Raw genomic sequence first — 24,336 nt, forward strand, 5'->3', positions numbered from 1 at the left:
GCACCTTCATTCGGCGGCTCACCCCGCGATCCGTACGGTCGTGCTGGCGCCCCAGATCGCCAGCGACAGAAAGAAGTCCAGGACGTTGATCGCCACGATCGAGGTCCGCACCGCACGGCCCACGGCCACGCCGACGCCCGCCGGCCCGCCGCTCGCGTAGTAGCCGTAGAAGCAGTGGACGAGGATGATCAGGACGGCGAAGACGAGCACCTTGCCGAACGACCACAGCACGTCGACCGGGGGCAGGTACTGCTGGAAGTAGTGGTCGTAGGTGCCGGCCGACTGCCCGTAGTAGCCGGTGGTGATGGTGCGGGCGGCCAGGTAGGAGGAGAGCAGGCCGATCACGTACAGCGGGATCACGGCCACGAACCCGGCGATCATCCTCGTCGTCACCAGGAACGGCAGCGAGGGCACCCCCATCACCTCCAGCGCGTCGGTCTCCTCGCTGATCCGCATCGCGCCCAGCTGCGCCGTGAACCCGGCGCCGACCGTCGCGGAGAGGGCGAGTCCCGCCACCAGCGGGGCGATCTCGCGGGTGTTGAAGTACGCCGAGAGGAAGGCGACGAAGTTGGAGGTGCCGAGCTGGTTGAGGGCCGCGTAGCCCTGGAGACCGACCTCCGTGCCGGTGAAGAAGGACAGGAAGGCGATCACACCGACCGTGCCGCCCACCACCGCGAGCGCGCCCCGGCCGAAGCTCACCTCGGCGAGCAGCCGCAGGATCTCCTTCTTGTAGCGGCGCAGGGTGCGGCCGGTCCACGCCAACGAGCGGCCGTAGAAGGAGAGTTGGGTACCCAGACTCTCAAGACTCTTCAAGAGCGCCATGCCTCAGCCCCTCTGCGGGACGACTTGGAAGTACACCGCGGTCATCACGAAGTTGGTCACGAACAGCAACATGAAGGTGATCACCACCGACTGGTTCACCGCGTCGCCCACGCCCTTCGGACCGCCCTTCGCCGTGAGCCCCTTGTACGAGGCGACGATCGCGGCGATCGCGCCGAACACCAGCGCCTTGACCTCCGCCGCCCACAGGTCGGAGAGCTGGGCGAGCGTGGTGAAGGAGGCCAGGTAGGCGCCGGGGGTGCCGTTCTGCAGGACGACGTTGAAGAAGTAGCCGCCCGCCACGCCGACCACCGACACCAGGCCGTTGAGCAGCACGGCCACCACCATCGACGCCAGCACCCGAGGCACCACCAGCCGGTGGATCGGGTCGATGCCCAGCACCTGCATCGCGTCGATCTCGTCCCGGATCTTCCGCGCCCCGAGGTCCGCGCAGATCGCCGTGCCGCCCGCACCCGCGATCAGCAGCGCCGTGACGATCGGCGAGGCCTCGCGCAGCACCGCCAGCACCGAGGCGGCCCCGGAGAAGGACTGGGCGCCGAGCTGCCGGGTCAAACTGCCGATCTGCAGCGCGATGACCGCGCCGAAGGGGATGGAGACGAGTGCCGTCGGCAGGATCGTCACGCTCGCGACGAACCACGCCTGCTGGATGAACTCCCTTGCCTGGAAGGGCCGTCGGGGGACGGTCCGGACGACGTCCAGCGCCATCGCGAACAGGCTCCCCGAGTGCCGCAGCGCTCCGATCGGAGACAGACGGGACAGGCTCATGCGCTCGCCCCCGCCTTCTGGTGCAGCGCCGCCTCGCGCCGGGCGATCGCCTCCCAGCGCGGTGGCCGCGGGATGCCCGGCCCCGGCAGCAGGCGGGGAGTGAGAGCCTGACTGCCGGGAGACTGTGTGAGGTTGCCGTCGGCGCCGAGGGCGGCCAGTTCCTGCTCGACCTGGGCCGCGTCCTTCTCCTCCGCCATGCCGATCGGGCCCTGCATCCTGCCGTTGAGGAACTGCCGTACGACGGGCTCGCCGCTGGTCAGCAGCTCCTCGCGGGGTCCGAACATGACCAGCTCGCGGCGGAACAGCAGCCCGATGTTGTCCGGCACCTGGCGGGCCGAGGCGATGTCGTGCGTGACGATCAGGAAGGTCGCGTCGATCTGGGCGTTGAGGTCGACGATCAGCTGGTTGAGGTAGGCCACCCGGACCGGGTCGAGACCCGAGTCCGGCTCGTCGAAGAGGATGATCTCCGGGTCGAGCACCAGCGCCCGGGCCAGCCCGGCCCGCTTCCGCATCCCGCCGGAGATCTCACCGGGCAGCTTCCCCTCGGCGCCGATCAGCCCGACCATGTCCATCTTCTCCAGCACGATGCGCCGGATCTCGCTCTCGGACTTACGGGTGTGCTCGCGCAGCGGGAACGCGATGTTGTCGTACAGGTTCATCGACCCGAACAGCGCGCCGTCCTGGAACAGCACGCCGAACAGCTTCCGCACCTCGTACAGCTCGTGCTCGCGCAGCCTGGTGATGTCCCGGCCCTGGATCGTGATCGATCCGCGCTCCGGCTTCAGCAGCCCCACGAGCGTCTTGAGGAACACCGACTTGCCCGTGCCCGAGGGGCCGAGCATGACCGAGACCTCCCCGGCGGGCAGCGTCAGCGAGACGTCCTGCCAGATGACCTGGTGACCGAAGGACTTGGTCAGCCCTTCCACACAGATCTCGACACCCATCCGGTCCGCCCTTCAGCCTGTGGAGCAGTTCTGACATCTGCTCTACGGGGAGGGGGCGGGAGTCCGTCGTTTCTGTGGCGGATTTTTTTCGGGCGGGTTTCGGGTGGGGGATTTGCGCGGATCTACGGCAGGGGCGTCGCCGTCGGAAGGGGGAGCGAGGCAGAGGGTGTGACCGGAACGTCGAGTACTTCGGGCAGCTCCGGAACGTCGGGTGCCTCGGGTACCTCGGGCGCGTCGGGCACCCGCGGGACCGCGACCTCCGGCGCCGACAGCTCCGGCAGCGGCGACACGGGGACCTCCGGCACCGACGCCTGAGGCAGCGACGGCACGGACAGCGGGAGGATCGATTCGCCGGACGGCGACTCAACCGCCTTCCGCTCGGCCGCCGTGGCCGTGGGGGCGTTCCGCCGAGGCGTACGGCCCTCACCACTCCCGTCCGTCCGCAGCGCCTCCACACCCGGTGTGGCGACGACGGGCCGCGGAGCCGTACCGCCCCCGCCCGCACCCCCGTCCGAGTCGAGCGCGTACGGCAGCACGAACCCCGCCACCACCAGCGTCGCCGCCGTCGAGGCCACCCCCACGGCCTGCACCCGGCCGGCGCCGCGGGGCCGGCCCCACCCGATGAGGAACAGCGCGAACCCGAGCGTCGCCGCCAGCGACTGCCGCAGCGTCCGTCGCGCCCGGGCCAGCAGCGACTCGACGGTCCGGTAACTGAGCCCCATCCGGACCGCGACCTGCCCGACGTCGAGGTCCTGCGACTTCAGCCGCAGCGCCTCGGCCTGCCGCGCGGGCAGCTCACCGCTGCGCACCGCCAGCCACTTCGCCTCGGCCCGGTCGCACACCGCCTCATCGACGGGCACAGGGCCGGGGGCGACGAGGGGCGGGCTGGTGCGGACCTCGGCCTCGCGGTTCACCTGCCGGTAGCGGTCGACGCACAGCCGCATCGTGACCGTCGTCAGCCAGGCCGCGAGGCGCTGGTCGTCCAGGTCGGGGCGTTCCGCGGCGCGCAGCATCGCCTCGTGCACCGCGTCCTCTGCGTCCTCCGCACTCATCGACCTGCGCCGGGCCACCTTGAGCAGCTGCTCGCGATGACTCCACATGCGCTGCCAACGCTCGTCGGCCGCGTACCTCTCCGTCGCCATGAGGGCCCCTTCGCACTCATCCGCCGGTCTCGTCCCGTCCGGCGGGGGGCGACATTACCGCCGAGTATCGGAGGTTGTGGAGGGGGAGGCGGTCATCGATTTCGCGCTGTTACTGGTCAGCGGGGCGTCGTCGGAGAGCAGATCGTCGGCGTGGAGCTCGATGTCCGGGGCGGGGCGGGGGAGTTGGGGCCGTGCCGTCTCTTCCGGCTCCTCGGGGGCGGTGACCGGCCGTGACGGGGCGGGGGTCGGCGAGGCGGGGGTCGGCGAGGCGGGGGCCGACGGGGACGGGGTCGGTGCCGGGTGGGCGGAGGGGCGCGGCGACGAGACCTCCCTCGGTTTCGCGGGCGAACGCGACGGCTCGGGACGTACCGGGGAACCGGCCGAACCGTCCGGCACCACCCGGTGCCCGTCCAGGAAGTACGCGTACCAGGCCCGCACCGTGCGCAGATAGGCCGCCGAGTGGTTGTAGCCGAGGACCGCCCGGTCCAGCTCGGCCGGAACGGACAGATCCCGCCCGCCCGCGCACAGGTAGCGCCCGGCGGCGAGGGCCGCGTCATGGACGTTGTTCGGATCCGCACGCCCGTCACCGTTGCCGTCCGCGCCCCAGCGGGCCCACGTCGACGGGATGAACTGCATCGGCCCGACCGCACGGTCGTACACCGCGTCCCCGTCGTGGACGCCGCCGTCGGTGTCCCGGATCCGTGCGAAGGCGACGCCGTCCAGCCGTGGTCCGAGGATCGGCGTCACGGTCGTACCGTCCGAGGTCACCCGCCCGCCCCGGGCCTGCCCGGACTCCACCTGCCCGATCGCCGCCAGCAACTGCCACCGCAGCCGGCAGCCGGGTGCCTCGCGCGCGAGGCGGTCCTCCGCACGGCGGTACGCGGCGAACACGCTCGCCGGAAGCGGGGCGCCCGCGTCGGCCGGTGCCGCGTCGGCCGGCGCCGCCTCGCCGGTGCGCTGCGTGGTCCGCAGCGGGGGCAGTTCGGTGCGGTACGGGGTGTCGCCGGAGACGCTGGGACCGTGCTCGGCGGGGGGCCGGCCCGGTGCCGGGGCCCGATCCGCGACCACCCCCGGTGCCCCTGACGCCGTCAGCGCGACCATCGCCGCGACCGCGGCCGCCGTACCCTTGGCGGCTTTGATTCCGTGCCCTGCCACGTGCTGTCCCCTCCCCGCAGACGGATGCCTGTCGTCTGCTCTACGGGGAAGGGCGGCAGGTCCGTCGCACGGGTTCGTGCGCCGCCTCGCCGCTACGGCTTCCGTACGCCGCTCAGCGCCTCCTCCGCCCGCTGGTCCACGATGTGCGTGACCAGGTGCTGGGCCGCTCCGAAGACGATCGACCAGCCGATGATCTGGGCGGAGCTGTCGAGGTTGCTCAGGCCGGGGACGAAGGCGCCCTTGATGAGCAGGATTCCGGCGACGGCGGACAGGGCGCCCATGGGGAACTTCAGTACGGCGGCGGCGAGCGGCAGACGGAACTGGTACTGGGTGGCGTGGTCCGGCTGGATCCGGCGCACCGCCGTGACCACGGTGAGGGACGCTCCGATGAGCCCCGCGAACTCCACGGTGAGGACGTCCTGGTTCCTGGCGTATTTGCTGGTGACGACGTCCGTGACGGCGGGGGCCTCGGCCATGGGGGGCGGGCCCTCGGGCGGGACCTGGTGTTCGCCGGTGGGGCAGACCACCCGGTTGCCGGGCGGCTGCGGCTGGAAGCACAGGTCCACCGCGTCCTCGTCGGCGTAGCCCCACACCGCCAGCGCGATCAGGCCCAGGATCGCCGCTCCCGTGAAGATCCAGAGCAGGTCCGCCAGGACGCGTACGCGTCGGTGCCTGCCGCCGAGGGACGCGTAGGCGAAGGCGAGCGCCCTGACCAGGATGCTGCGGTCCCGGTCCGTGAGGGGGGCCTGACCGGCCTCGACCTTGTCGGCGACGTCCTGCACGGCCTCCCGCTGGGGACTTGTCTCCGACAGGTTCCGGCGCACCATGCCCAGGATCTCGGGGGTCCTCGCGCGGACCTCGTCGTCGGAGGCGATGGAGAGCAGATCGGCGTCGGCGGCCCGGATATTCGACCAGATGCGCTCCAGCGTGCCGGCTCTCGGCTGGAACCTCGGCACGTTCAGGCATGCCTGCTCGGCCTCGTCCAGATGCCCCCGCGCCCCGTCGAGCACCGCCCGGCGCCGGCCGTCGACGTCCCCCGCGCCGCCGCTCTCCGCCATGGCCAGCTGGGTGCGCAGCCGGGAGATCACGGTCAGCGGCAGCTCCAGCCAGGGCGCGAGATTGATCCTCTGCCGCGCGGACATCCGGGCCTCCGTGCCTTCCCTCGGGAACCTCCAGTACGACACGCCCCCACCTGGCCCGCCACTTCCATCACCGTTCCGGGCTATTCCTGGAGGCCGATGTTCCGGAGTTCATCTACTCAGGAGTGGTGGACCCCGGCATTCTGGAGGCAAGGCGTGGACGACAACCGCGACAACCGCAAACTCCCCATCGTCTACGTCCGCGGATTCGCCGGCGGCACGAGCGGGATCAACAAGGCCGTGGACGACCCCTTCTACGGCTTCAACGAGGGCTCCACCCACGTCCGGGTCGGCGCCGACAACGAGCCGCTCTTCCGCCAGTTCGAGAGCCCGCTGCTGCGGCTGATGCAGGAAGAGGGCTACGACCTCCTCGTCAAGGGCAACCAGCGGGCCTATCTGGCCGCCCGTCAGGCGAACGAGGTCCGCCCCGACACCATCTGGATCCACCGCTTCTACGACCGCTCGGCCACGACCTGGGGCGGCAAGCCTCAGGAGTACCGGCTGGAGGACGCCGCCGCCGATCTGCGCGACCTGATCGACGAACTCCGCGTGAAGACCGGCGCGCCCGCCGTCATCCTCGTGGCCCACTCGATGGGCGGCATGATCTGCCGCTGCCTGCTCCAGAAGATCCTGCCCGACCAGGGGCGCCAGGCCGCCGACTGCGTCGCCAAGTTCTTCACCTACGGCACCCCGCACGGTGGCATCTCCTTCGACCTCGGGGGCGGGCTGCTGGAGAAGGCGCGGGACACGCTCGGCATCCAGGGCGCGGACATCTTCGGGCCCCGGCGGATGTACGAGTACCTCACCCCGCAGGCCGAGCTGGACCGGGCGCCCCGTCCGCCCAGCGGGTGGGACGCCCGTCGGATGCCGCAGGGGCCGGGGGCGCTGCCCGTCGAGCGGATCTTCTGCCTGGTGGGCACCAACCCGGCCGACTACGACGTCGCCCTCGGCCTGTCCTCGGCCGCCGTCGGGCCGCACAGCGACGGACTCGTGCAGATCGAGAACGCGTATGTGCCGGGCGCCCAGCGGGCCTTCGTGCACCGCAGCCACAGCGGGCGCTACGGCATGGTCAACTCCGAGGAGGGCTACCAGAACCTGCGGCGGTTCCTGTTCGGGGACACCCGGATCGAGGCGTCGCTGGTCGGCTACCGGCTGCCCGATGACGACGACATCGTGTGGCAGGCCGAGACCCGGCTGTCGGTGCGCGGGCTGCCCGTGATGATGCACGAGCGGCTCGCGGCCCACTGGTGCCCCATCCAGCTCGACGGACGCCGGAAAGGCGAGGACGCCTCGGTGTCACTGGCCACCACCTTCCTCAACAGCGGTCTGCGGGCCCCCACGGCCACCGACGAGCCCATGCGGTTCATCCTCGACCTGCGGCTCATCTCCCTGCGCGAGCGGGGCGGCTTCCTCGGTCTCGGCGACCACCTGGAGCAGTCCGCCGACTTCTCCGACACCCTGGTCATCGACGTCGGCCCACCGGACGCGGGTCCCGAAATCTGGGCCACCTGGAACTCGGAGATCGACGGCGCCATCCGCGACCACCAGGTCGCCGGTTCGCCCCGCTCCGACGAGGACCCCACCGCCGGCCGCTGGATCGCCCACATCCCGCTGCCGGCCACCACCGCACGCCTCGTCGGCGCCGACGCGAGGATCCGGCTCGTCGCGACGCCCTGGACGTGAGGCGCGGACGGGAAGCACCGTTACTTGCCTCAGGCAACCCGCAGGTAAACTGACCGTATGCCGAAACCGCCGTCGACCGACGCGGTACCGGATGTCCTGCTCGTCCTCGGCGATCCCCGCACCCGCGAGCCGCTCTCCGCGCTGCTGGAGCTGACCGGCCACCGGACCGTCACGGTGGGCCGCGGCACCGAGGCCACCGCCCTGCTCGCCGAGCGCCGCTTCGATCTGGTCATCCTCGATGTGACGCTGCCGGACACCGAGGCGCTCCGGCACAGCCGCCGCCTCCTCGCCCCCGACCGCCCGGCCGTCCTGCTCCTCACCGGAAGCGGCGAGTTCCTCGGCAGCCTCCCCGGGGGCGGCCCCGGCGGTGGCTCCGGCATGGCCGGACAGCCGGGTCGCGCCCCGGGCAGAGTGGCCGAAGTCCTCGCGCGGGCACGGCAGTTGGTGCGCACCGGCGAGTCCGCCGGATGGGACGGCGCGCTGCGCTACGGCGACCTCGTACTGGACGACGCCACCCGCCGGGCCCGCCGCGGCGAGCGCACCATCGAGCTCACGCCCGCCGAGTACCGGCTGCTGCGCTGTCTGCTGGTCAACGCCGAACGCGTGCTGTCCAAGGAGCAGATCGGCCGGCATGTCTGGGACGAACCGCCCACCGACGGCGCCGTCGAGCGACTCGTGTCCCGGCTGCGGCGCAAGGTGAACGCCGAGCAGGCGGCGCTCATCCACACCCGCAGGGGCTTCGGGTACTGGCTGGGCCGGGCGGCACGGCCGTAGGCGGGCGGCCGTAAGCAGACGGCCGTCGGCGGACGGGTCGTGAGCAGATGACCATCAGCGCATTGTGTCCCGGGTCACATTGATCACGTGTCCGGGATATGTCTGGGAGCTGTCAGCCCGCTTCGCTTCACTGGTCCCGACTTCCCCTGTCCCGGCCGGCCCTGCCCGCGGCCGGCCCCACGACCGAGGAGAGCCCCTCCATGCCCGACCTGGACTTCGATCCCGAAGCCCTGCGCGCCAAGTACCGCGCCGAGCGGGACCGCCGTGTCCGTCCCGACGGCGGCGGCCAGTACCGGCACATCGCCGGGGAGTTCGGCGCGTACGACGAAGACCCGCACGCCGACCCGGAGTTCACCCGTGAGCCGCTGCACGACCGGGTCGAGGCCGTGGTCGTCGGCGGCGGCTTCGGCGGGCTGCTCGCCGGGGCGCGGTTGCGGCAGGCCGGTGTGCGGGAGATCCGGGTCGTGGAGAAGGGCGGGGACTTCGGCGGCACCTGGTACTGGAACCGGTACCCCGGCATCCACTGCGACATCGAGTCGTACATCTATCTGCCGCTGCTCGAAGAGCTCGGCTACGTGCCCAGGTGGAAGTACTCCCCGGGCGAGGAGATCCGCGAGCACGCGCGGGCCGTCGCCCGCCGCTTCGGCCTCTACGAGCACGCCTGCTTCCAGACCCAGGTCACCGAACTGCGCTGGGACGAGCAGGAGTCGGAGTGGATCGTCGCCACCGACCGCGGTGACCGGATGCGGGCGCGGTACGTCGTCGTCTCCAGCGGCACCCTCAGCCAGGCCAAACTCCCCGGCATCCCCGGCATCGAGACCTTCCGCGGTCACACCTTCCACACCAGCCGCTGGGACTACGCCTACACCGGCGGCGACGCGAACGGCGGCCTGACCGGGCTCGCCGACAAGCGTGTCGCCCTCATCGGCACCGGCGCCACCGCCATCCAGGTCGTACCGCACCTCGGGTCGGACGCGGCGCAGGTGTACGTCTTCCAGCGCACCCCGTCCACCGTGGACGTACGCGGCAACCGGCCCACCGACCCGCAGTGGGCGAACACCCTGGAGCCCGGGTGGCAGCGGCGCCGCAGGGAGAACTTCCTCAAGGTCGTCACCGGCGTACGGCAGGACGAGGACCTGGTGGACGATGCCTGGACCTCCAGCGCCCGGCTCCAGGAGAAGCTCATCCCGACCAACGCCTACGCGGACGTACCGGCGGAGGAGCGCGAACGCGCCTACGAGATCGCCGACTTCCAGAAGATGAACGAGCTGCGGGCCCGGGTCGAGGCCATGGTCGAGGACCCGGAGACCGCCGAGAAGCTCAAGCCCTGGTACCGCTACATGTGCAAGCGCCCCACGTTCAGCGACAACTACCTCCAGACCTTCAACCGCCCCAACGTCACCCTCGTGGACACCGCCGACACCCACGGCGTGGAGCGGATCACCGAGAACGCCGTCGTGGTCGGCGGGAGGCGGTACGAGGTCGACTGCATCATCTTCGCGACCGGCTTCGAGGTCGGCGTCTCCGGAGTGCTCTCCGGGCGGCTGCCGGTGTACGGCCGGGGCGGTGCCGATCTGCTGCGGACCTGGATGAGCGGTGGCCCGCGGACACTGCACGGGTTCTACAGCCAGGGCTTCCCCAACCTCTTCCACCTCGGCCCGCTGCAGAACGCCTCCGCCGTGAACTACGTCCACATCCTCGACGAACAGGCCACCCACGTCGCCGAGGTCGTGGCGGAGGCCCGCAGGCGAGGGGCCCGGTACGTCGAGCCGAGCACCGAGGCACAGGACGCCTGGGTGGCGACGATCCGTCAGAAGGCCGCCGACCTCTACAAGTTCCAGACCGAGTGCACGCCCGGCTACTACAACAACGAGGGCAGCCCGAGACAGCGCAGCCAGTCGTACGGCGACGGCCCGGTCGCCTTCCACGAGCTGCTGCGGCGCTGGCGGTCGGAGGGCGGCATGCGCGAGGTGCTCGTGGACGGGGACGAGGCGTGAGCAGGTACGGCGACCGGTCCGCCACCAGCGCCCGCCTGGCCGTCGAGCGGCTCAACCCGCCCAACCCGCTGTGGGGTTCCAACGGCGTCGCCTTCGGGCCCGACGGGCGGCTGTACGTCGCCCAGTTCCTCGCCGGGCAGATCAGCGCCGTCGACCCGGCCACGGGGGAGGTGGAGGTCGTCGTACCGATGGACAGTCCTGTCCAGTCCCCGGACGACCTCGCCTTCGGTGCGGACGGCTCGATGTACATCGCCGATCTGGTGCCGGGGCGGGTGTGGCGGCGGAGTCCGGACGGGGAGTACACGCTCGTCTCCGGTGAGGTGGCCAATCCCAACGGCATCACCTGTGTCGGTGACCGGCTGTTCGTGAACGAGATGAAGCCCGACGGCCGTCTGCTGGAGCTCTTCCCCGACAGCCCCGGACATACAGGCGGCCGGGACCCGGTGGTGCTCACCGAAGGGCTCGCCCTCGGCAACGCCATGCAGCTCGGCCCCGACGGCCACCTGTACTACCCGCACATGACGAGCGGCCGGAACCCCCTGCTCACCGGCCAGGTCTGGCGGATCCCGCCGGACGGGGGCGTGCCCGAGGTGGTCGCGGACGACGTCCACCAACCGGTCGCCGTGCGGTTCGACCGGGGCGGGGTGCTGCATGTGCTCTCCCGCGGACCCGAGGGCATCGTCACCCGCATCGACCTGCACGGCAGCGGCTCGCGCACCCTCGTCACCAGCGGGGTCGTCGGACTGGACAACGCGGCCTTCGACGCCGAGAACCGCATGTTCGTCTCCAGCTACGCCAGCGGCGGCGTCACCGAGATGCACCCCGACGGCCGCACCCGTGAGCTCGTGCCGCGCGGCCTCGACGGACCGTACGGCGTGACCGTCGACCTCGGCGGGCGGGTCTACGCCGCCGACCACTACCGCGTCGCCCGCCCCGAGCCCTCGCGGGAGGGCGGCGTCACCACCCACGCCCTGCTGCACTTCGCGCACGGCATCGTGGCCGACGGCGAACTCCTGCACCTCACCTCGCAGTTCGGGCAGGTCCGGACGTACGACCCCGGGACCGGCGCCACGCGGGAGAGGGCGGGCGGACTGCGCCGGCCGCTCGGCATCACCCTCGCGCCGGACGGTTCGCTCGTCGTCGCCGAATCGGACGCGGGACGGGTCGTGGCCGTCGCGGCGGACGACGCCGTCACCGTGCTCGCCGAGGACGGGCTCGAACTGCCCGTGGACGTGGCCTTCGACGCCGAGGGGCGCTGTCACGTCAGCGACGAGCGGCTGGGCGCGGTGCTGCGGATCGAGGCGGACGGGGCGGTGGCGGTCGTCGTGGCCGGGCTCGACGCTCCGCAGGGGCTCGCCGTGCTGGGGGACGAACTGTTCGTGGTGGAGACGGGACCGCGCAGGCTGCGGGCCGTGTCGCTGACCACGGGGGAGACCCGCGTCGACGCGGAGGACCTGCCGGTCGGGGCGCCGCCGGGAGTGGTCCCGCGTGCGCAACCCGCGCTCTTCGCAGCCGGGATGCCGGGCATGGCCCGTCGGTTCGCCGGGCTGGCGGCGGGGGCGGACGGGGCGTTGCTGCTCTCGGCGAACGGGGACGGGACGGTGCTGCGGCTGACGCCCGCGCGGCGGAGCCGTACCGGCGGGGAGAGCCACCGGTCCCCGGGCGCTCCCGAAACCGGTTGAGATGCCGCCGTGCGTCGGTGAGGGTCTGGAGACATGGAGTACTTCTGCTACCACCGCGACCGGCCCGGCTCGCTCGCGTTGCGCGACGAACTGCTGGAAGAGCACTGGTCCTACATGGACCGGTACGCCAAGGAGATGATCGCCCGCGGCCCCACCTTCGCCGCCGACGGCGAGACCCCCACCGGCAGTGTGCACATCGTCGACCTGCCCGATGCCGCCGCCGCCCGCGCGTTCGCCTTCGACGAGCCCAACCACCAGGCGGGCGTGTACCGGGACGTGCTGGTGCGCCGGTGGCGCAATCTGCTGGGCCGCACCATGTGGGACTTCCCCGGCGGCCCGAGCGGCGGCAACCGGTACCTGGTGCTCGGCCTCGGCGCGGGACAGGCCGCCGACCTCGCCGGGCCGGCCGACCGGGACGCACTGATCGCGTACGGGCCTCTGCTGTCCGACGACGGCACCGCCTGGCTGGGCACGGCCGTGCTGCTGCGGGCGCCCGACCCGGAGACCGCACGCGCCGTGCTGATCCCGGACCGGTACGCCGACATCGAGGTGCATGCGTGGGAGTTCGGCGGGCGGCGGACCTGAACCCGCCTACTCGCCGAACAAGGGCTCCTGTCCCTCGAACGCCGCCGCTCCGTCCTCCTTCTCCGGCCGGTCCAGCCTCCTGTTCCGCGCCCCCACCACCAGGGCCGTCACCGCCGCCGTCGCCGCGAGAGCGGTGGGGACCATCCAGCCGCGGTCGAGGACGTGGCCCAGGGCGTGGTCGAGGGAGAGGCGGCCGGGGCCGGTGATCGCCAGGCCGGTCGCGGCCAGGCCCAGGGTGGCGGCGTACTCGTAGCCGCCGCCCTGGTTGAAGAAGCCGTTCGGGGCGTGCACCGCGGACGCCCCGGCCATCGCGCCGGCCGCCGCCGCGCCCGCCGCGGGCGTCGCCAGTCCCAGCGCCAGCAGGGTGCCGCCGCCGGTCTCCGCGAGGCCCGCGGCGGTGGCGCTCATCTTGCCGGGGCGGTAGCCGACCGACTCCATGAACTGGCCGGTCCCGTGGATGCCGTGGCCGCCGAACCAGCCGAACAGCTTCTGGGTGCCGTGCGCGACCAGCACTCCGCCGGTACCCAGCCGGAGCAGCAGCAGGCCCAGATCACGTCGGCCGAGGGCTTTCCCGGCACACACCGCACTCTCAGTACTCACAGCGACTCCCGGAACAGTCAGCAGGGACAGGTCCCCTCCCGCGTATCCACCGTGGCACCGAAGACACCCAACCGGCCCGCCTTCGCGGCCGTTCGGGTGGCGGACCGCCGGGGGCGGTGTGAGTCTGACCGGTATGACGATTCAGACGTCCAAACTCAGCGACCCGGCCGTCCGTGCCTTCGTCACCGCCGTCAACGCCCATGACCGCGAGGGCTTCCTGAACATCCTCGCGCCCGGCGCGACCATGGCGGACGACGGCACCGACCGCGACCTCGCCGACTGGATCGAGCGGGAGATCTTCTCGTCCCACGGCCACATGGAGGTCGACAACGAGTCGAACCACGGCCGAGACCTCCTGGCGAGCTACCGCAACGACGCCTGGGGCGAGATGCGCACCCGGTGGCACTTCGAGATCGAGGACGACGGCAGGATCTCCCGCTTCGAGACCGGTCAGGCGTAACGGGTGCAAGCGCTTGCCCTCGTGTGCACTCCAACCTCTAACGTCCTGCCTCATGGAGACCAAGAGGACTTTGGGACGTACCGGCATCGAGGTGAGCGCGCTCGGCTTCGGCTGCTGGGCCATCGGCGGTGAGTGGCAGTCCGCCGACGGGCAGCCGCTCGGCTGGGGCAAGGTCGACGACGAGGAGTCGGTAGGGGCGGTCCGGCGCGCCCTCGACCTGGGCGTCACCTTCTTCGACACCGCGGACACCTACGGCGCCGGGCACAGTGAACGCGTTCTCGGCCGCGCCCTGGGCAAGCGCCGCGCCGATGTCGTCGTCGCCACCAAGTGGGGCAACGTCTTCGACGAGGAGACCCGCACCCTCACCGGCGCCGACGACACCCCCGAGTACGCCCGCCGTGCGCTGACCGCCTCGCTCAAGCGGCTCGACACCGACCACATAGACCTCTACCAGCTGCACCTGTCCGACGCCGACCCCGAGCGCGCCGCCCAACTCCGCGACGTCTGCGAGGAGTTCGTGCGCGAGGGGCTGATCCGTGCCTACGCGTGGAGCACCGACGACCCGGCCCGCGCCGCCGTCTTCGCCCGCGGGGAGCACTGCGCGGCCGTACAGCACATGGCCAATGTGCTCCAGGACGCGCCGGAGATGTTCGCGCTGTGCGAGGAACTGGAGCTGGCGAGCGTCAACCGCAGCCCGCTGGCGATGGGCCTGCTGGCCGGCAAGCGCAGGAGCGGTCAGGCCCTGGAGGCCGGGGACATCCGCAGCCGGCCGCCGCAGTGGCTGCAGGGCTTCGAGGACGGGTCGGGCGCCGCCCCGGACTGGGTCGCCCGCGTCGACGCGCTCAAGGACGTGCTCACCAGCGGCGGCCGCACCCTCGGCCAGGGTGCCCTGGCCTGGCTGTGGGCGCGCAGCCCCCGCGCCGTACCGATCCCGGGGTTCCGTTCCGTCGCGCAGGCCGAGCAGAACGCGGGCGCGCTGGCGAAGGGCCCGCTCACCGCCGATCAGCTGGCCGACGTGGAGCGCATCCTCGGCCGTTGAGCGTCACCGTCCCGACGGTGCGGCAGCCGTTCCACGCACCGGTGTGTACCTCGCGGTCCCACGCGAGATCCACCCCCACCCGGTGATCGTGGAACGGCTGCCGCCTCCCCCCTCGGAGTGGCCTGCGGAAGCCTTGTGCTCTAAATGTGAAGCTCTGGTGCGCGTGGAGTCGAGCATATGCCCCCGACCGGCCGCGATGCAGCGGAATTAGATACTCCGATTGTGCAAGTTGTGGAGGTGACGGGGGGCGCGCCGGAGCCTCAGCCGCGTCCCACGTACGGCATGGCCGTCGCCAGCACCGTCGCGAACTGCACGTTCGCCTCCAGCGGCAGCTCCGCCATGTGCCGGACGGTCCGCGCCACGTCGGCGACGTCCATGACCGGCTCGGGGACCACGGACCCGTTGGCCTGCAGCGCACCCGTCTGCATCCGGGCGGTCATGTCGGTCGCGGCATTGCCGATGTCGATCTGGCCGACGGCGATGTCGTACGGCCGCCCGTCCAGCGACAGCGACTTGGTCAGGCCGGTCAGCGCGTGCTTGGTCGCCGTGTAGGGCGCCGAGCGCGGGCGGGGTGTGTGCGCGGAGATCGAGCCGTTGTTGATGATCCGGCCGCCGTGCGGGTCCTGCTCCTTCATCTGCCGGAACGCCGCCTGCGCGCACAGGAACGCCCCGTTGAGGTTGGTGTCCACGACATGCCGCCACGCGTCGTACGACAGCTCCTCGAACGGCACCCCGCCCGGCCCGAACGTGCCGGCGTTGTTGAACAGCAGGTCCACCCGCCCGAACCGCTCCACGGTGGCGGCGAACAGCGCGGCCACGTCCTCCTGCCGCGCCACGTCCGTCCGTACGGCGAGAGCGGCCCCGTCGGGCACCAGCCCCGCCGTCTCCTCCAGCGTCTCCATGCGCCGCCCCGCCAGCGCCACCGCCCAGCCCGCGCGCAGCAGTTCCGTCGCGACCGCCCGTCCGATGCCGGATCCGGCGCCGGTCACCACGGCGATCCTCGTGTCCGTTTGCCTGTTCGTCATGGGCCCGCAGCGTAGGCGAGGGTCCGCCATCCGGAACTCATCCATCCGCCATCCGGGTGTTGTGTACGCGCCAAGCGAGTGTCGTCCCCGGCCACTCCAATGCCTCATGCATCCATCAGGCAGGGGAGGACCGGATGACAATCACACCAGACGCGCCCCAGCACACCCCCGAACTTCGTGCCGCCGCCCGGCACATCGGCCGCCGCCGTTTCCTGACCCTCACCGGCGCCGCCGCCGCGCTCGCCTTCGCCGTCAATCTGCCGGCCGCGGGCGCGGCGAGCGCCGCCCGGCTCGACCCGCGCAAGATCACCGACAACCCCTTCACCCTCGGCGTCGCCTCCGGCGACCCGCTGCCCGGCTCGGTCGTCCTGTGGACCCGCCTGGCCCCCGCCCCGTACCAGCCCGACGGCGGACTGCCCGCCGAGCGGGTCACCGTCCAGTGGGAGCTGGCGCACGACGAGCAGTTCAGCCGCATCGCCAGACGGGGCACCGCCACCGCGCACCCCGAGTTCCACCACACGGTCCACGTCGAGGTCGACAACCTGGACGCGGACCGCGTCTTCCATTACCGCTTCCGCACCGGCGACTGGATCAGCGAGACGGGCCGCACCCGCACCGCGCCCCTCGCGGACGCCGCGACCAGCTCGCTCACCCTGGCGGCCGTCTCCTGCCAGGCCTACACCGACGGCTACTACACGCCGTACCGGCATCTCGCGCAGGACGACGTGGACGTCGTCTTCCACCTCGGTGACTACCTGTACGAGTACGCGGTCAACTCCGTCGGCGGCTACCGCAACTACACCGACCGCACCCTCCCCGCGGTGTTCAACCGCGAGACGGTGACCCTGGAGGACTACCGCCTGCGCTACGCCCTGTTCAAGACCGACCCCGACCTCAGGGCCGCACACGCCGCGCACCCCTTCGTCGTCACCTGGGACGACCACGAGACCGAGAACAACTACGCCGACGACATCCCCGAGAACAACGTCCCGCCGGAGGAGTTCCTGCTCCGCCGCGCCTCCGCCTACCGGGCCTACTGGGAGAACCAGCCGCTGCGCAGCCCCCAGCAGCCCACGGGCCCCGACATGCAGCTCTACCGGCGCCTGCAGTGGGGCCGGCTCGCCCAGTTCGACGTGCTGGACACCCGCCAGTACCGCTCCAACCAGGCCTACGGCGACGGCTCCCAGATCCCCGGCCCGGACGTCGACGACCCGGCGCGCACCATGACCGGCGAGACCCAGGAGCGCTGGCTGCTCGACGGCTGGCGCGACTCCACGGCGCTGTGGAACGTCGTACCGCAGCAGGTCACCTTCTCCCAGCGCAAGTTCGAGACGACCGCGCCCGCCCGGGTGTCGATGGACGCCTGGGACGGCTACCGCGCCTCCCGGCGCCGGGTGCTGGACGGGGCCAAGGCGGCCGGCATCGAGAACCTGATGGTGCTCACCGGTGACGTCCACGTCGGCTACGGCTTCGACATCAAGGACGACTTCGACGACCCCGCCTCCACCACCCTCGGCACGGAGATCGTGGCCACCTCGATCGCCAGCGGCCGGGACGGCATCGACAAGCCCGCCAACTGGGACATGTACATGCAGGCCAACCCGCATATGAAGTTCTACAACGGCCGGCGCGGCTACGTCACCGTCGCGCTGGGGGAGCAGCAGGCCCGGGCCGACTTCAAGACGGTGGCGTACGTGACCCGGCCCGGGGCGCCGATCTCGACGGCCGCGTCGTTCGTCACGGAGGCCGGGGAGCCGGGGCTCACACCGGCGTGAGCGCGGGTGCCTCGGGCGCGGCGTCCCCGTCGGGGGCCTCGCCCGGGTAGCGGACGCCGACGCGGTCCCGGATCGCGTCGAGCGTCCGCATCACCGCGAGCGTGCCGTCCAGCGGGACCAGCGGGGATTCCGTCTCCCCGGCGCGCAGGGCCCGCATCACCTCGGCGGCCTCGTGGCGCAGACTGCCCCGGGGCCCGTCCGCCGGGTCGGCCGTGAACTCCTCGGGGTCACGGCCGTCGCGGTACAGCACGAAACGGTCCGGGAAGAAGAAGCCGTTCGGTACGTCGATACGGCCGCCCGAGCCGGTCACGGACGCCGAGGTGGCCGTACCGCCGACGATGGAGCAGTGCAGCGAGGCGAGCGCGCCGCCCTCCCAGGAGAGCAGGGCTCCCGTCTGGAGGTCGACGCCCTCCGCGGACAGCGTCGCGCGCGCCGTCACGTCCGACGGCTCCCCGAGCAGCAGCTGGGCGAAGGAGACCGGGTAGACGCCGAGGTCCAGCAGCGCGCCCCCGCCCTGCGCCGGGTCCCGCAGCCGGTGCGCGGGCGGGAAGGGACCGGACAGCCCGAAGTCGGCCTGGACATGACGCACTTCGCCGATGGCGCCGTCGTCCACGAGCGCCTTGAGACGCCGGATCAGTGGATTGCAGTACATCCACATGGCCTCCATCAGGAAGCTGCCGCGCGCCCGGGCCAGTGCGACGAGTTCCCTCGCCTCGCGCGCGTTCAGCGTGAACGCCTTCTCGCACAGCACGCCCCGCCCGGCCTCCAGACACAGACCGGCGGCCGTGCGGTGTGCCGAGTGCGGGGTGGCGACGTACACGACATCGATGTCCTCGTCCTGGGCGAGCGCGTCCCAGTCGCCGTACGCCCGGGGTATCCCGAACCGCTCGGCGAACGCGTCGGCCGAGTCCTGCCGCCGCGAGGCGACGGCCACCACATCGGCGTCGGGCAGATCGACCAGATCGGCCGTGAAGGCGGCCGCGATCCCGCCGGTAGCCAGAATCCCCCACCGCACGTTCCGTTCCGCCACTGCGGCCCCACCCCTCGCTCATGTGACCCTAGGCACTCTGTACGAGCTGAGAGCATAGAGGGCGGATCACTTGGAGAGGGAGGGGCGCATGGGGGACCGTGGGGGGCCGATACCGGACGTACCGCAGTCGACGACAGACGACGTACCGCGGTCGGCGGCACCGGCGGCGAAGGGACCTTCCACCCGATCCCTCCGCCGCACCGGCTTCCTCGTCACCTTCATCCTCGGCGGTCTGACGGCCACACCCCCGCTGGCGATGGACATGTACCTCCCGGCGCTCCCCGAGGTCACCGGCGCCCTGCACGCGCCCGCCGCGACCGTCCAGCTCACGCTCACCGCCTGTCTGGCCGGTATGGCGCTCGGGCAGCTGGTGGTCGGCCCGATGAGCGACCGATGGGGCCGCAGACGCCCGTTGCTGGCAGGGCTGGCCGTGTACATCGTGGCCACCGCGCTCTGCGCGTTCGCACCCACCATCGAGTTCCTGGTCGCGTTCCGGCTGGCGCAGGGCCTCGCGGGCGCGGCGGCGATCGTGATCGCGCGGGCGGTCGTACGCGACCTCTACGACGGTGTGGCGATGGCCCGCTTCTTCTCGACCCTCATGCTGATCTCGGGGGCCGCCCCGATCGTGGCGCCGCTCATCGGCGGGCAGATCCTGCGGGTGACCGACTGGCGGGGCGTGTTCGTCGTGCTCACGGTGGTCGGCGCGCTGCTCGCCGGGCTGGTCTGGCGGCGGCTCCCCGAGACCCTGGCGCCGCAGGACCGGCACGGCGGCGGGGTCGGTGAGGCGCTGCGCGCGATGCGGGGGCTGCTCGCCGACCGCGCCTTCGCCGGGTACATGCTGGCGGGCGGGTTCGCCTTCGCCGCCCTCTTCGCCTACATAGCGGCGTCGCCGTTCGTCGTCCAGGAGATCTACGGGGCCTCGCCGCAGACCTTCAGCCTGCTGTTCGGGCTCAACTCGGTCGGGCTGGTGATCGTCGGCCAGATCAACGGCAAGGTGCTGGTGGGGCGGGTCAGCCTGGACCGGGTGCTGGGCGCGGGCCTGACGGTGGTGATCCTGGCGGCTGCGGCGCTGCTGCTGATGTCCGTCGGCGTCTTCGGCGAGGCCGGGCTGCTGCCGGTGGCCGCCGCGCTGTTCGTCCTGATGTCCGCGATGGGGGTGACGCTCCCCAACACCCAGGCGCTCGCCCTGCTGCGCACCAAGCACGCCGCCGGATCCGCGTCCGCCCTTCTCGGTACGTCGTCCTTCCTGATCGGAGCGGTCGCCTCGCCCCTGGTGGGCGTCGCCGGGGAGGACACCGCCGTCCCGATGGCCGTCGTCCAACTGGCCGCGGCACTGGTGGCGCTGACCTGCTTCATGGGAATGTGCCGTCCCTGGAACACACGTGCGGACAGACGTTCGGACGGTCGGGTGGGTGCGGAGGGAGCAGAGAGCTGAGCGCGCCGAGACTGCGCGGGGACACCCCGGAAAGGGCTGGACTCGACCCCGAGGAGATCCGTCATCTCGTCCGCGAGGTCCACGACCTCACCACCGGCTCCCGCCCCTGGGCGGCCGGTACGGTGCTGGCCGTGGGGCGGGGGCCGTACCTCGCCGTCGAGGAGGCGGCGGGCTGGGCGGTGCGATACGCGTCCTACGACGAGGAGAAGGACGCGGGCGTGGAGCTCGCGCCCGACTCCCGAATCCCGATGACCCCGTCGACCCTCTTCGACCTGGCCTCCCTCACCAAGCTGTTCACCTCGGTGGCCGCCGTGCAGCAGATCGAGCGCGGCACACTCGGCATCGACGCGCGGGTCGGGGCGTACCTGCCGGACTTCCGGGCGGCGTCCCGGCACGACATCACGGTGCGTCAGCTGCTCACCCACACGTCCGGACTGCGCCCCGAGCTCCCGCTGTACGACTGCGCGGACGACACGGAACGCATGGAACTGCTGCGCGCGGAGCCGCCGATAGGAGTCCCCGGCACCTACTGCTACTCCGACCTGAACCTCCTCCTGCTCCAACACGTCCTGGAACGCATCACGGGCCGCACCCTCGACGTCCTGATCCACGACGGCATCACCCGCCCGCTCGGCATGACGGCCACCCGCTTCGGCCCCTGCCCGGCGGCGGCAGCGACGGAGGACCAACGCCGCCCGTGGGCCAAGGCGGACCGCGGCATGCTCCGCGGCGTCGTCCACGACGAGAACGCCTGGTCCCTGGGCGGCGTCGCAGGCCACGCGGGCCTGTTCTCGACCGCCCGCGACCTCGCGGTCTTCTGCCGCACCCTGCTCTCCGGCGGCTCATACGGCCCCGCCCGCATCCTCGGCCCCGACTTCGTGGACCTCCTGCTCACCCCACCCGGCCTGGGCTTCGCGGTCGACCAGCCGTGGTTCATGGGAGAACTGGCGGGCCAGGGCGCCGCGGGCCACACCGGCTTCACGGGAACGTCCCTGGTCCTGGACCCGGCGACAGACACCTTCCTGGTACTGCTGGCGAACACGGTCCATCCCCGGAGGCGGGGGGCGGACAGCCGGCCACGGGCGAGGGCGGGGACGCGGTTGGCACGGGCCGTGCGGGGGCGATAGCGGCAGAGGATTTCGCCCCCGCCGCTCCTACCCTTCCCGTCCCTGGGGGCTGCCGCCCCCAGACCCCCGCATCGGCCCGAAGGGCCTCGTCCTCAAACGCCGGACGGGCTGAAAACGCGGTGAGTTCCGCCAAATTCAGCCCCTCCGGGTAGGCGGGGGCGAGGAACTGCGAGGCCAGCGCCGGCGTCCTCGTAGAATCGCCGGGTGAACGCCCCCGTACCCCCGGCCGACGCCCTCCGCAGCAGGCTCGCCACCCTTCTAGACGGCCTCCCGCCCCGCCAGGCCGCCCAGGCCGTCGACCGGCTGATCGCCAACTACCGGGGCGCCACCCCCACCGACGCCCCGATCCTCCGGGACCGCGCCGACGTGGCCGCCTACGCCGCGTACCGGATGCCCGCGACCTTCGAGGCGGTGCGCGCGGCGCTGGAGGCGTTCGCGGAGGCCGTGCCGGAATGGGTGCCCGCCAGCCATGTCGACGTGGGCGGCGGCACCGGCGCCGCGACCTGGGCCGTCACCGCCACCTGGCCCGGCGAGCGCGGCGTCACCGTGCTGGACTGGGCCGAGCCCGCCCTGGCCATCGGCCGGGACATCGCCACCGCCAACCCGGCGCTGAGGAACGCCCATTGGCAGCGAGCGCGGATCGGATCGGCCCTCACCCTCGACCCCGCCGACCTCGTCACCGTCTCCTACGTCCTCAACGAACTCACCGCCCCCGACCGCACCACCCTCATCGACACCGTCGCCGCCGCGGCCCAGTCCGTCGTGATCGTCGAACCCGGCACCCCCGACGGCTACACCCGCGTCATCGAGGCCCGCGACCGCCTCATCAGCGCCGGCTTCCACATCGCCGCACCCTGTCCGCACAGCGCCGCCTGCCCCATCGTCCCCGGCACGGACTGGTGCCACTTCTCGGCCCGGGTCAGCCGCTCCTCGCTCCACCGCAAGATCAAGGGCGGCTCCCTCGCCTACGAGGACGAGAAGTTCAGCTACGTCGCCGCGACCCGCCTCCCGGTCACCCCGGCCCCCGCCCGCGTCGTACGCAAACCCCAGATCCGCAAGGGCCAGGTCCTCCTCGACCTCTGCGAGACCGAACCCTCCCTGCGCCGCACCACGGTCACCAAACGCCACGGCGACCTCTACAAGGCGGCCCGCGACGCGGACTGGGGCGACGCCTGGCCGCCGGCGACGGAGTAGCGGGACTAGGACGTCTCCTCGTCCTGCGCTCCCGCCCTCGCCTCTCCTTCCCCTTCTTCCGCGCGCCGCTCCTGGAGCTTGCGCAACAGCTCCCGTTTCTGTGCCGTCGGGTCCGTCCCGCCGCCGATCCGGTTGCCCCGGCTGCCGCCGCGCATCGCGTTGCGGCCGAGGTTGTGCCGCGTCCCGCCGACTCCCAGCATGTTTCCGGCTCCGCTTCGGGCCATGACCGGCTCCTTTCGTCGTTCACCAAAAACCGAGACGTATCGTCTCGCATCAAGCCCCTTCAGGGTCGGCGAGACGCTCCGTCTTGTCAACCTGTTAAAATCGAGCCATGGCAGCCCAGAAGTCCGCCCAGTCCGAGCCCAACTCCAGCCGCCGCAGCGAGAAGTCCCGTCGCGCCATCTACGACGCCGCCCTCGCCCTCGTCGGGGAGGTCGGCTACCCCAGGACCACCATCGAGGGCATCGCCGCCCGCGCCGGCGTCGGCAAGCAGACGATCTACCGCTGGTGGTCGTCGAAGGCGGACGTCCTGCTGGAGGCCTTCCTCGCCCTGAGCGAACAGGCGTCCCGGGACGCGGGCCCGGAGTACGAGTTCGCCATCCCGGACACCGGCGACCTCGCGGCCGACCTCAAGGCCGTACTGCGCCTCACCGTCGACCAGCTCAAGGACCCCCGCTTCGAGATCCCGTCCCGCGCCCTGGCCGCCGAGGGTGTGGTCAACGAGGAGCTCGGCCGGATCTTCATGACCAAGCTCCTCGAACCCTCGCTCCAGCTGTATGTCGACCGGGTGCGCGCCGCCCAGAAGGCCGGCCAGGTCCGCCAGGAGGTCGACCCGCGCATCGCCCTCGAACTCTGGGTCTCACCCCTCGCCCAGCGCTGGCTCCAGTACACGGGCCCGATCTCGTACGCGTACACGGACACCCTCGTCGAGTACGCACTCCACGGCATCGCACCGCGCACGCCGTAGGGACGTCGGGCGGTAGGGGTGTCAGGTGGCAGGAACGTCACGCGGCAGGAACGTCACGCGGTAGGGGTGTAAATCCTGTCAAAGCTGCCCATTACCCCTGATCACGGTGCTGTGTACACCTCGCCCCACCTGGCCCGGTTATCCGCTACGGCCCCCCGAGGCGCACGATGGTGGGACCATAGGGCATGCTGTTCCGCACGACAGCGAGGCGAGGCGATACATGAGCGCGGAGTTGGGCGGCCGGACCGGCCTGCAGGGCAAACTCTCCCAGTGGCTGCGTGGACGCCGCCCGAAGGAGGCCGCCGCGGACAGCGGCGGTCGCGAGGCCCTGCTGCTGGCCGCCGCCGGAGCGGGCCTGCCGCTCGCGCCCGCCGCGCACCCCGCCCCCGGCTACCGCTGCTCCTGCGACCGCGTCGGCTGTCCCACCCCCGCCAGGCACCCGGTGTCCTTCGCCTGGCAGACGCAGTCCACCACCGACCGCGCCCAGATCGAGCGCTGGGCCCGCCATCAGCCCCAGGCCAACTTCATCACCGCCACCGGCATGGTCCACGACGTCCTCGACGTACCGCTGGAGGCCGGGCGCGAGGCGCTGGAGCGGCTGCTCGGCGCGGAGATCGAGGTCGGCCCGGTCGCCGAGAGCGACGACGGCCGGCTGCTGTTCTTCACCCTCACCCGCGGTACCCCCGAGGTCGAGGACGAGTGGTGGCCGTGCGAGCTGGACTGCCACCCCGAGACCATGGACGAGCACCCGGGACTGCGCTGGCACTGCCGCGGGTCGTATGTCCTCGTACCGCCCGCCCAACTGCCCGGCGACGGACAGACCGTGCACTGGGTACGCGGACTCGAACACCCGCTGCCCGACCCGCTGAGCCTGCTGGAAGTCCTCACCGACGCCTGCGGCCGCCACGCCGGCCAGGAGCCCGACCACATCCCCGCGGCCTGGCCCCTGCGCCACTGAGTCACCGCCACCGCAGGCGG

Annotated in this window: 23 protein-coding genes; 13 read left to right on the forward strand and 10 right to left on the reverse strand. The window is 72.0% G+C overall.

Annotation, left to right across the window (positions count from 1 at the left end; genetic code table 11):
• Positions 1 to 18: 18 nt before the first annotated feature.
• From ACFWYS_RS20105 to ACFWYS_RS20130, 6 genes are all read right to left on the reverse strand, one after another.
• Positions 19 to 822, reverse strand: a complete 804-nt coding sequence (locus tag ACFWYS_RS20105; protein ID WP_384770378.1) for an MlaE family ABC transporter permease — start codon at positions 820 to 822, stop codon at positions 19 to 21.
• A 3-nt stretch (positions 823 to 825) separates the two neighbouring features.
• On the reverse strand, positions 826 to 1,605 hold the full coding sequence (locus ACFWYS_RS20110) for an ABC transporter permease (protein WP_272115347.1): 780 nt from the start codon (positions 1,603 to 1,605) through the stop codon (positions 826 to 828).
• Positions 1,602 to 2,549 carry an ABC transporter ATP-binding protein gene (locus tag ACFWYS_RS20115; protein ID WP_384770381.1) on the reverse strand — a complete coding sequence of 316 codons (948 nt, stop codon included), beginning with the start codon at positions 2,547 to 2,549 and terminating at the stop codon, positions 1,602 to 1,604. Before ACFWYS_RS20115 ends, ACFWYS_RS20110 begins: the two co-directional genes overlap by 4 nt.
• A gap of 122 nt (positions 2,550 to 2,671) precedes the next feature.
• Positions 2,672 to 3,691 carry a sigma-70 family RNA polymerase sigma factor gene (locus tag ACFWYS_RS20120; RefSeq protein WP_384770384.1) on the reverse strand — a complete coding sequence of 340 codons (1,020 nt, stop codon included), beginning with the start codon at positions 3,689 to 3,691 and terminating at the stop codon, positions 2,672 to 2,674.
• Positions 3,692 to 3,745: 54 nt separating this feature from the next.
• On the reverse strand, positions 3,746 to 4,792 hold the full coding sequence (locus ACFWYS_RS20125) for a lytic transglycosylase domain-containing protein (protein WP_384770721.1): 1,047 nt from the start codon (positions 4,790 to 4,792) through the stop codon (positions 3,746 to 3,748).
• A 146-nt stretch (positions 4,793 to 4,938) separates the two neighbouring features.
• Positions 4,939 to 5,988, reverse strand: a complete 1,050-nt coding sequence (locus ACFWYS_RS20130) for a hypothetical protein (protein ID WP_384770387.1) — start codon at positions 5,986 to 5,988, stop codon at positions 4,939 to 4,941.
• Positions 5,989 to 6,141: 153 nt separating this feature from the next.
• On the opposite strand from ACFWYS_RS20130, the gene ACFWYS_RS20135 reads away from it, so the two are divergent.
• From ACFWYS_RS20135 to ACFWYS_RS20155, 5 genes are all read left to right on the forward strand, one after another.
• Entirely contained in the window at positions 6,142 to 7,668 is a 1,527-nt protein-coding gene (locus ACFWYS_RS20135; protein ID WP_384770390.1) for an esterase/lipase family protein, read from the forward strand.
• A 57-nt stretch (positions 7,669 to 7,725) separates the two neighbouring features.
• The gene (locus ACFWYS_RS20140) at positions 7,726 to 8,442 is read left to right on the forward strand and encodes a response regulator transcription factor (RefSeq protein ID WP_384770392.1); all 717 of its coding nucleotides are present in this window, start codon (positions 7,726 to 7,728) and stop codon (positions 8,440 to 8,442) included.
• 200 nt (positions 8,443 to 8,642) lie between these two features.
• Positions 8,643 to 10,439 carry a flavin-containing monooxygenase gene (locus ACFWYS_RS20145; protein WP_384770395.1) on the forward strand — a complete coding sequence of 599 codons (1,797 nt, stop codon included), beginning with the start codon at positions 8,643 to 8,645 and terminating at the stop codon, positions 10,437 to 10,439.
• Positions 10,436 to 12,121, forward strand: a complete 1,686-nt coding sequence (locus ACFWYS_RS20150) for a hypothetical protein (RefSeq protein ID WP_384770398.1) — start codon at positions 10,436 to 10,438, stop codon at positions 12,119 to 12,121. The genes ACFWYS_RS20145 and ACFWYS_RS20150 overlap by 4 nt, the downstream gene beginning before the upstream one ends.
• Before the next feature lie 33 nt (positions 12,122 to 12,154).
• The gene (locus tag ACFWYS_RS20155) at positions 12,155 to 12,706 is read left to right on the forward strand and encodes a YciI family protein (protein ID WP_384770401.1); all 552 of its coding nucleotides are present in this window, start codon (positions 12,155 to 12,157) and stop codon (positions 12,704 to 12,706) included.
• A 6-nt stretch (positions 12,707 to 12,712) separates the two neighbouring features.
• On the opposite strand, the gene ACFWYS_RS20160 is transcribed toward ACFWYS_RS20155, so the two are convergent.
• Entirely contained in the window at positions 12,713 to 13,306 is a 594-nt protein-coding gene (locus ACFWYS_RS20160) for a DoxX family protein (protein WP_384770404.1), read from the reverse strand.
• A 133-nt stretch (positions 13,307 to 13,439) separates the two neighbouring features.
• Here ACFWYS_RS20160 and ACFWYS_RS20165 point away from each other — a divergent pair, with 133 nt between their 5' ends.
• A complete protein-coding gene (locus ACFWYS_RS20165; RefSeq protein ID WP_384770407.1) occupies positions 13,440 to 13,766 on the forward strand; it encodes a nuclear transport factor 2 family protein in 327 nt (108 codons plus the stop codon).
• A gap of 52 nt (positions 13,767 to 13,818) precedes the next feature.
• A complete protein-coding gene (locus tag ACFWYS_RS20170) occupies positions 13,819 to 14,805 on the forward strand; it encodes an aldo/keto reductase (protein WP_384770409.1) in 987 nt (328 codons plus the stop codon).
• Between the two features lie 260 nt (positions 14,806 to 15,065).
• On the opposite strand, the gene ACFWYS_RS20175 is transcribed toward ACFWYS_RS20170, so the two are convergent.
• A complete protein-coding gene (locus ACFWYS_RS20175) occupies positions 15,066 to 15,830 on the reverse strand; it encodes an SDR family oxidoreductase (protein ID WP_384770412.1) in 765 nt (254 codons plus the stop codon).
• A gap of 134 nt (positions 15,831 to 15,964) precedes the next feature.
• Between ACFWYS_RS20175 and ACFWYS_RS20180 the strand changes: the two genes are divergently transcribed.
• Positions 15,965 to 17,605, forward strand: coding sequence for an alkaline phosphatase D family protein (locus tag ACFWYS_RS20180; protein ID WP_384770415.1), 1,641 nt, complete (start codon positions 15,965 to 15,967; stop codon positions 17,603 to 17,605).
• Here the strand turns inward: ACFWYS_RS20180 and ACFWYS_RS20185 are convergent.
• Complete coding sequence (locus tag ACFWYS_RS20185; RefSeq protein ID WP_384770418.1) at positions 17,592 to 18,635, reverse strand: Gfo/Idh/MocA family protein; 1,044 nt, start codon at positions 18,633 to 18,635, stop codon at positions 17,592 to 17,594. The genes ACFWYS_RS20180 and ACFWYS_RS20185 overlap by 14 nt on opposite strands.
• Positions 18,636 to 18,723: 88 nt before the next feature.
• Between ACFWYS_RS20185 and ACFWYS_RS20190 the strand changes: the two genes are divergently transcribed.
• The 3 genes from ACFWYS_RS20190 (at position 18,724) to ACFWYS_RS20200 (ending at position 22,391) form a co-directional block, all read left to right on the forward strand.
• On the forward strand, positions 18,724 to 20,070 hold the full coding sequence (locus ACFWYS_RS20190; RefSeq protein WP_384770421.1) for a multidrug effflux MFS transporter: 1,347 nt from the start codon (positions 18,724 to 18,726) through the stop codon (positions 20,068 to 20,070).
• Entirely contained in the window at positions 19,998 to 21,197 is a 1,200-nt protein-coding gene (locus tag ACFWYS_RS20195; RefSeq protein ID WP_384770424.1) for a serine hydrolase domain-containing protein, read from the forward strand. The genes ACFWYS_RS20190 and ACFWYS_RS20195 overlap by 73 nt, the downstream gene beginning before the upstream one ends.
• Before the next feature lie 204 nt (positions 21,198 to 21,401).
• On the forward strand, positions 21,402 to 22,391 hold the full coding sequence (locus ACFWYS_RS20200; RefSeq protein WP_384770427.1) for a small ribosomal subunit Rsm22 family protein: 990 nt from the start codon (positions 21,402 to 21,404) through the stop codon (positions 22,389 to 22,391).
• Between the two features lie 5 nt (positions 22,392 to 22,396).
• On the opposite strand, the gene ACFWYS_RS20205 is transcribed toward ACFWYS_RS20200, so the two are convergent.
• Positions 22,397 to 22,615 carry a DUF6243 family protein gene (locus tag ACFWYS_RS20205; RefSeq protein WP_384770430.1) on the reverse strand — a complete coding sequence of 73 codons (219 nt, stop codon included), beginning with the start codon at positions 22,613 to 22,615 and terminating at the stop codon, positions 22,397 to 22,399.
• Positions 22,616 to 22,722: 107 nt separating this feature from the next.
• Here ACFWYS_RS20205 and ACFWYS_RS20210 point away from each other — a divergent pair, with 107 nt between their 5' ends.
• Both ACFWYS_RS20210 and ACFWYS_RS20215 read left to right on the forward strand, forming a co-directional pair.
• Complete coding sequence (locus ACFWYS_RS20210) at positions 22,723 to 23,358, forward strand: TetR/AcrR family transcriptional regulator (RefSeq protein WP_384770433.1); 636 nt, start codon at positions 22,723 to 22,725, stop codon at positions 23,356 to 23,358.
• A 220-nt stretch (positions 23,359 to 23,578) separates the two neighbouring features.
• Positions 23,579 to 24,316 carry a bifunctional DNA primase/polymerase gene (locus ACFWYS_RS20215; RefSeq protein WP_384770436.1) on the forward strand — a complete coding sequence of 246 codons (738 nt, stop codon included), beginning with the start codon at positions 23,579 to 23,581 and terminating at the stop codon, positions 24,314 to 24,316.
• Positions 24,317 to 24,336 lie beyond the last annotated feature (20 nt).

This window comes from Streptomyces sp. NPDC059010 (assembly GCF_042740355.1).
Classification (GTDB): Bacteria; Actinomycetota; Actinomycetes; order Streptomycetales; family Streptomycetaceae; genus Streptomyces.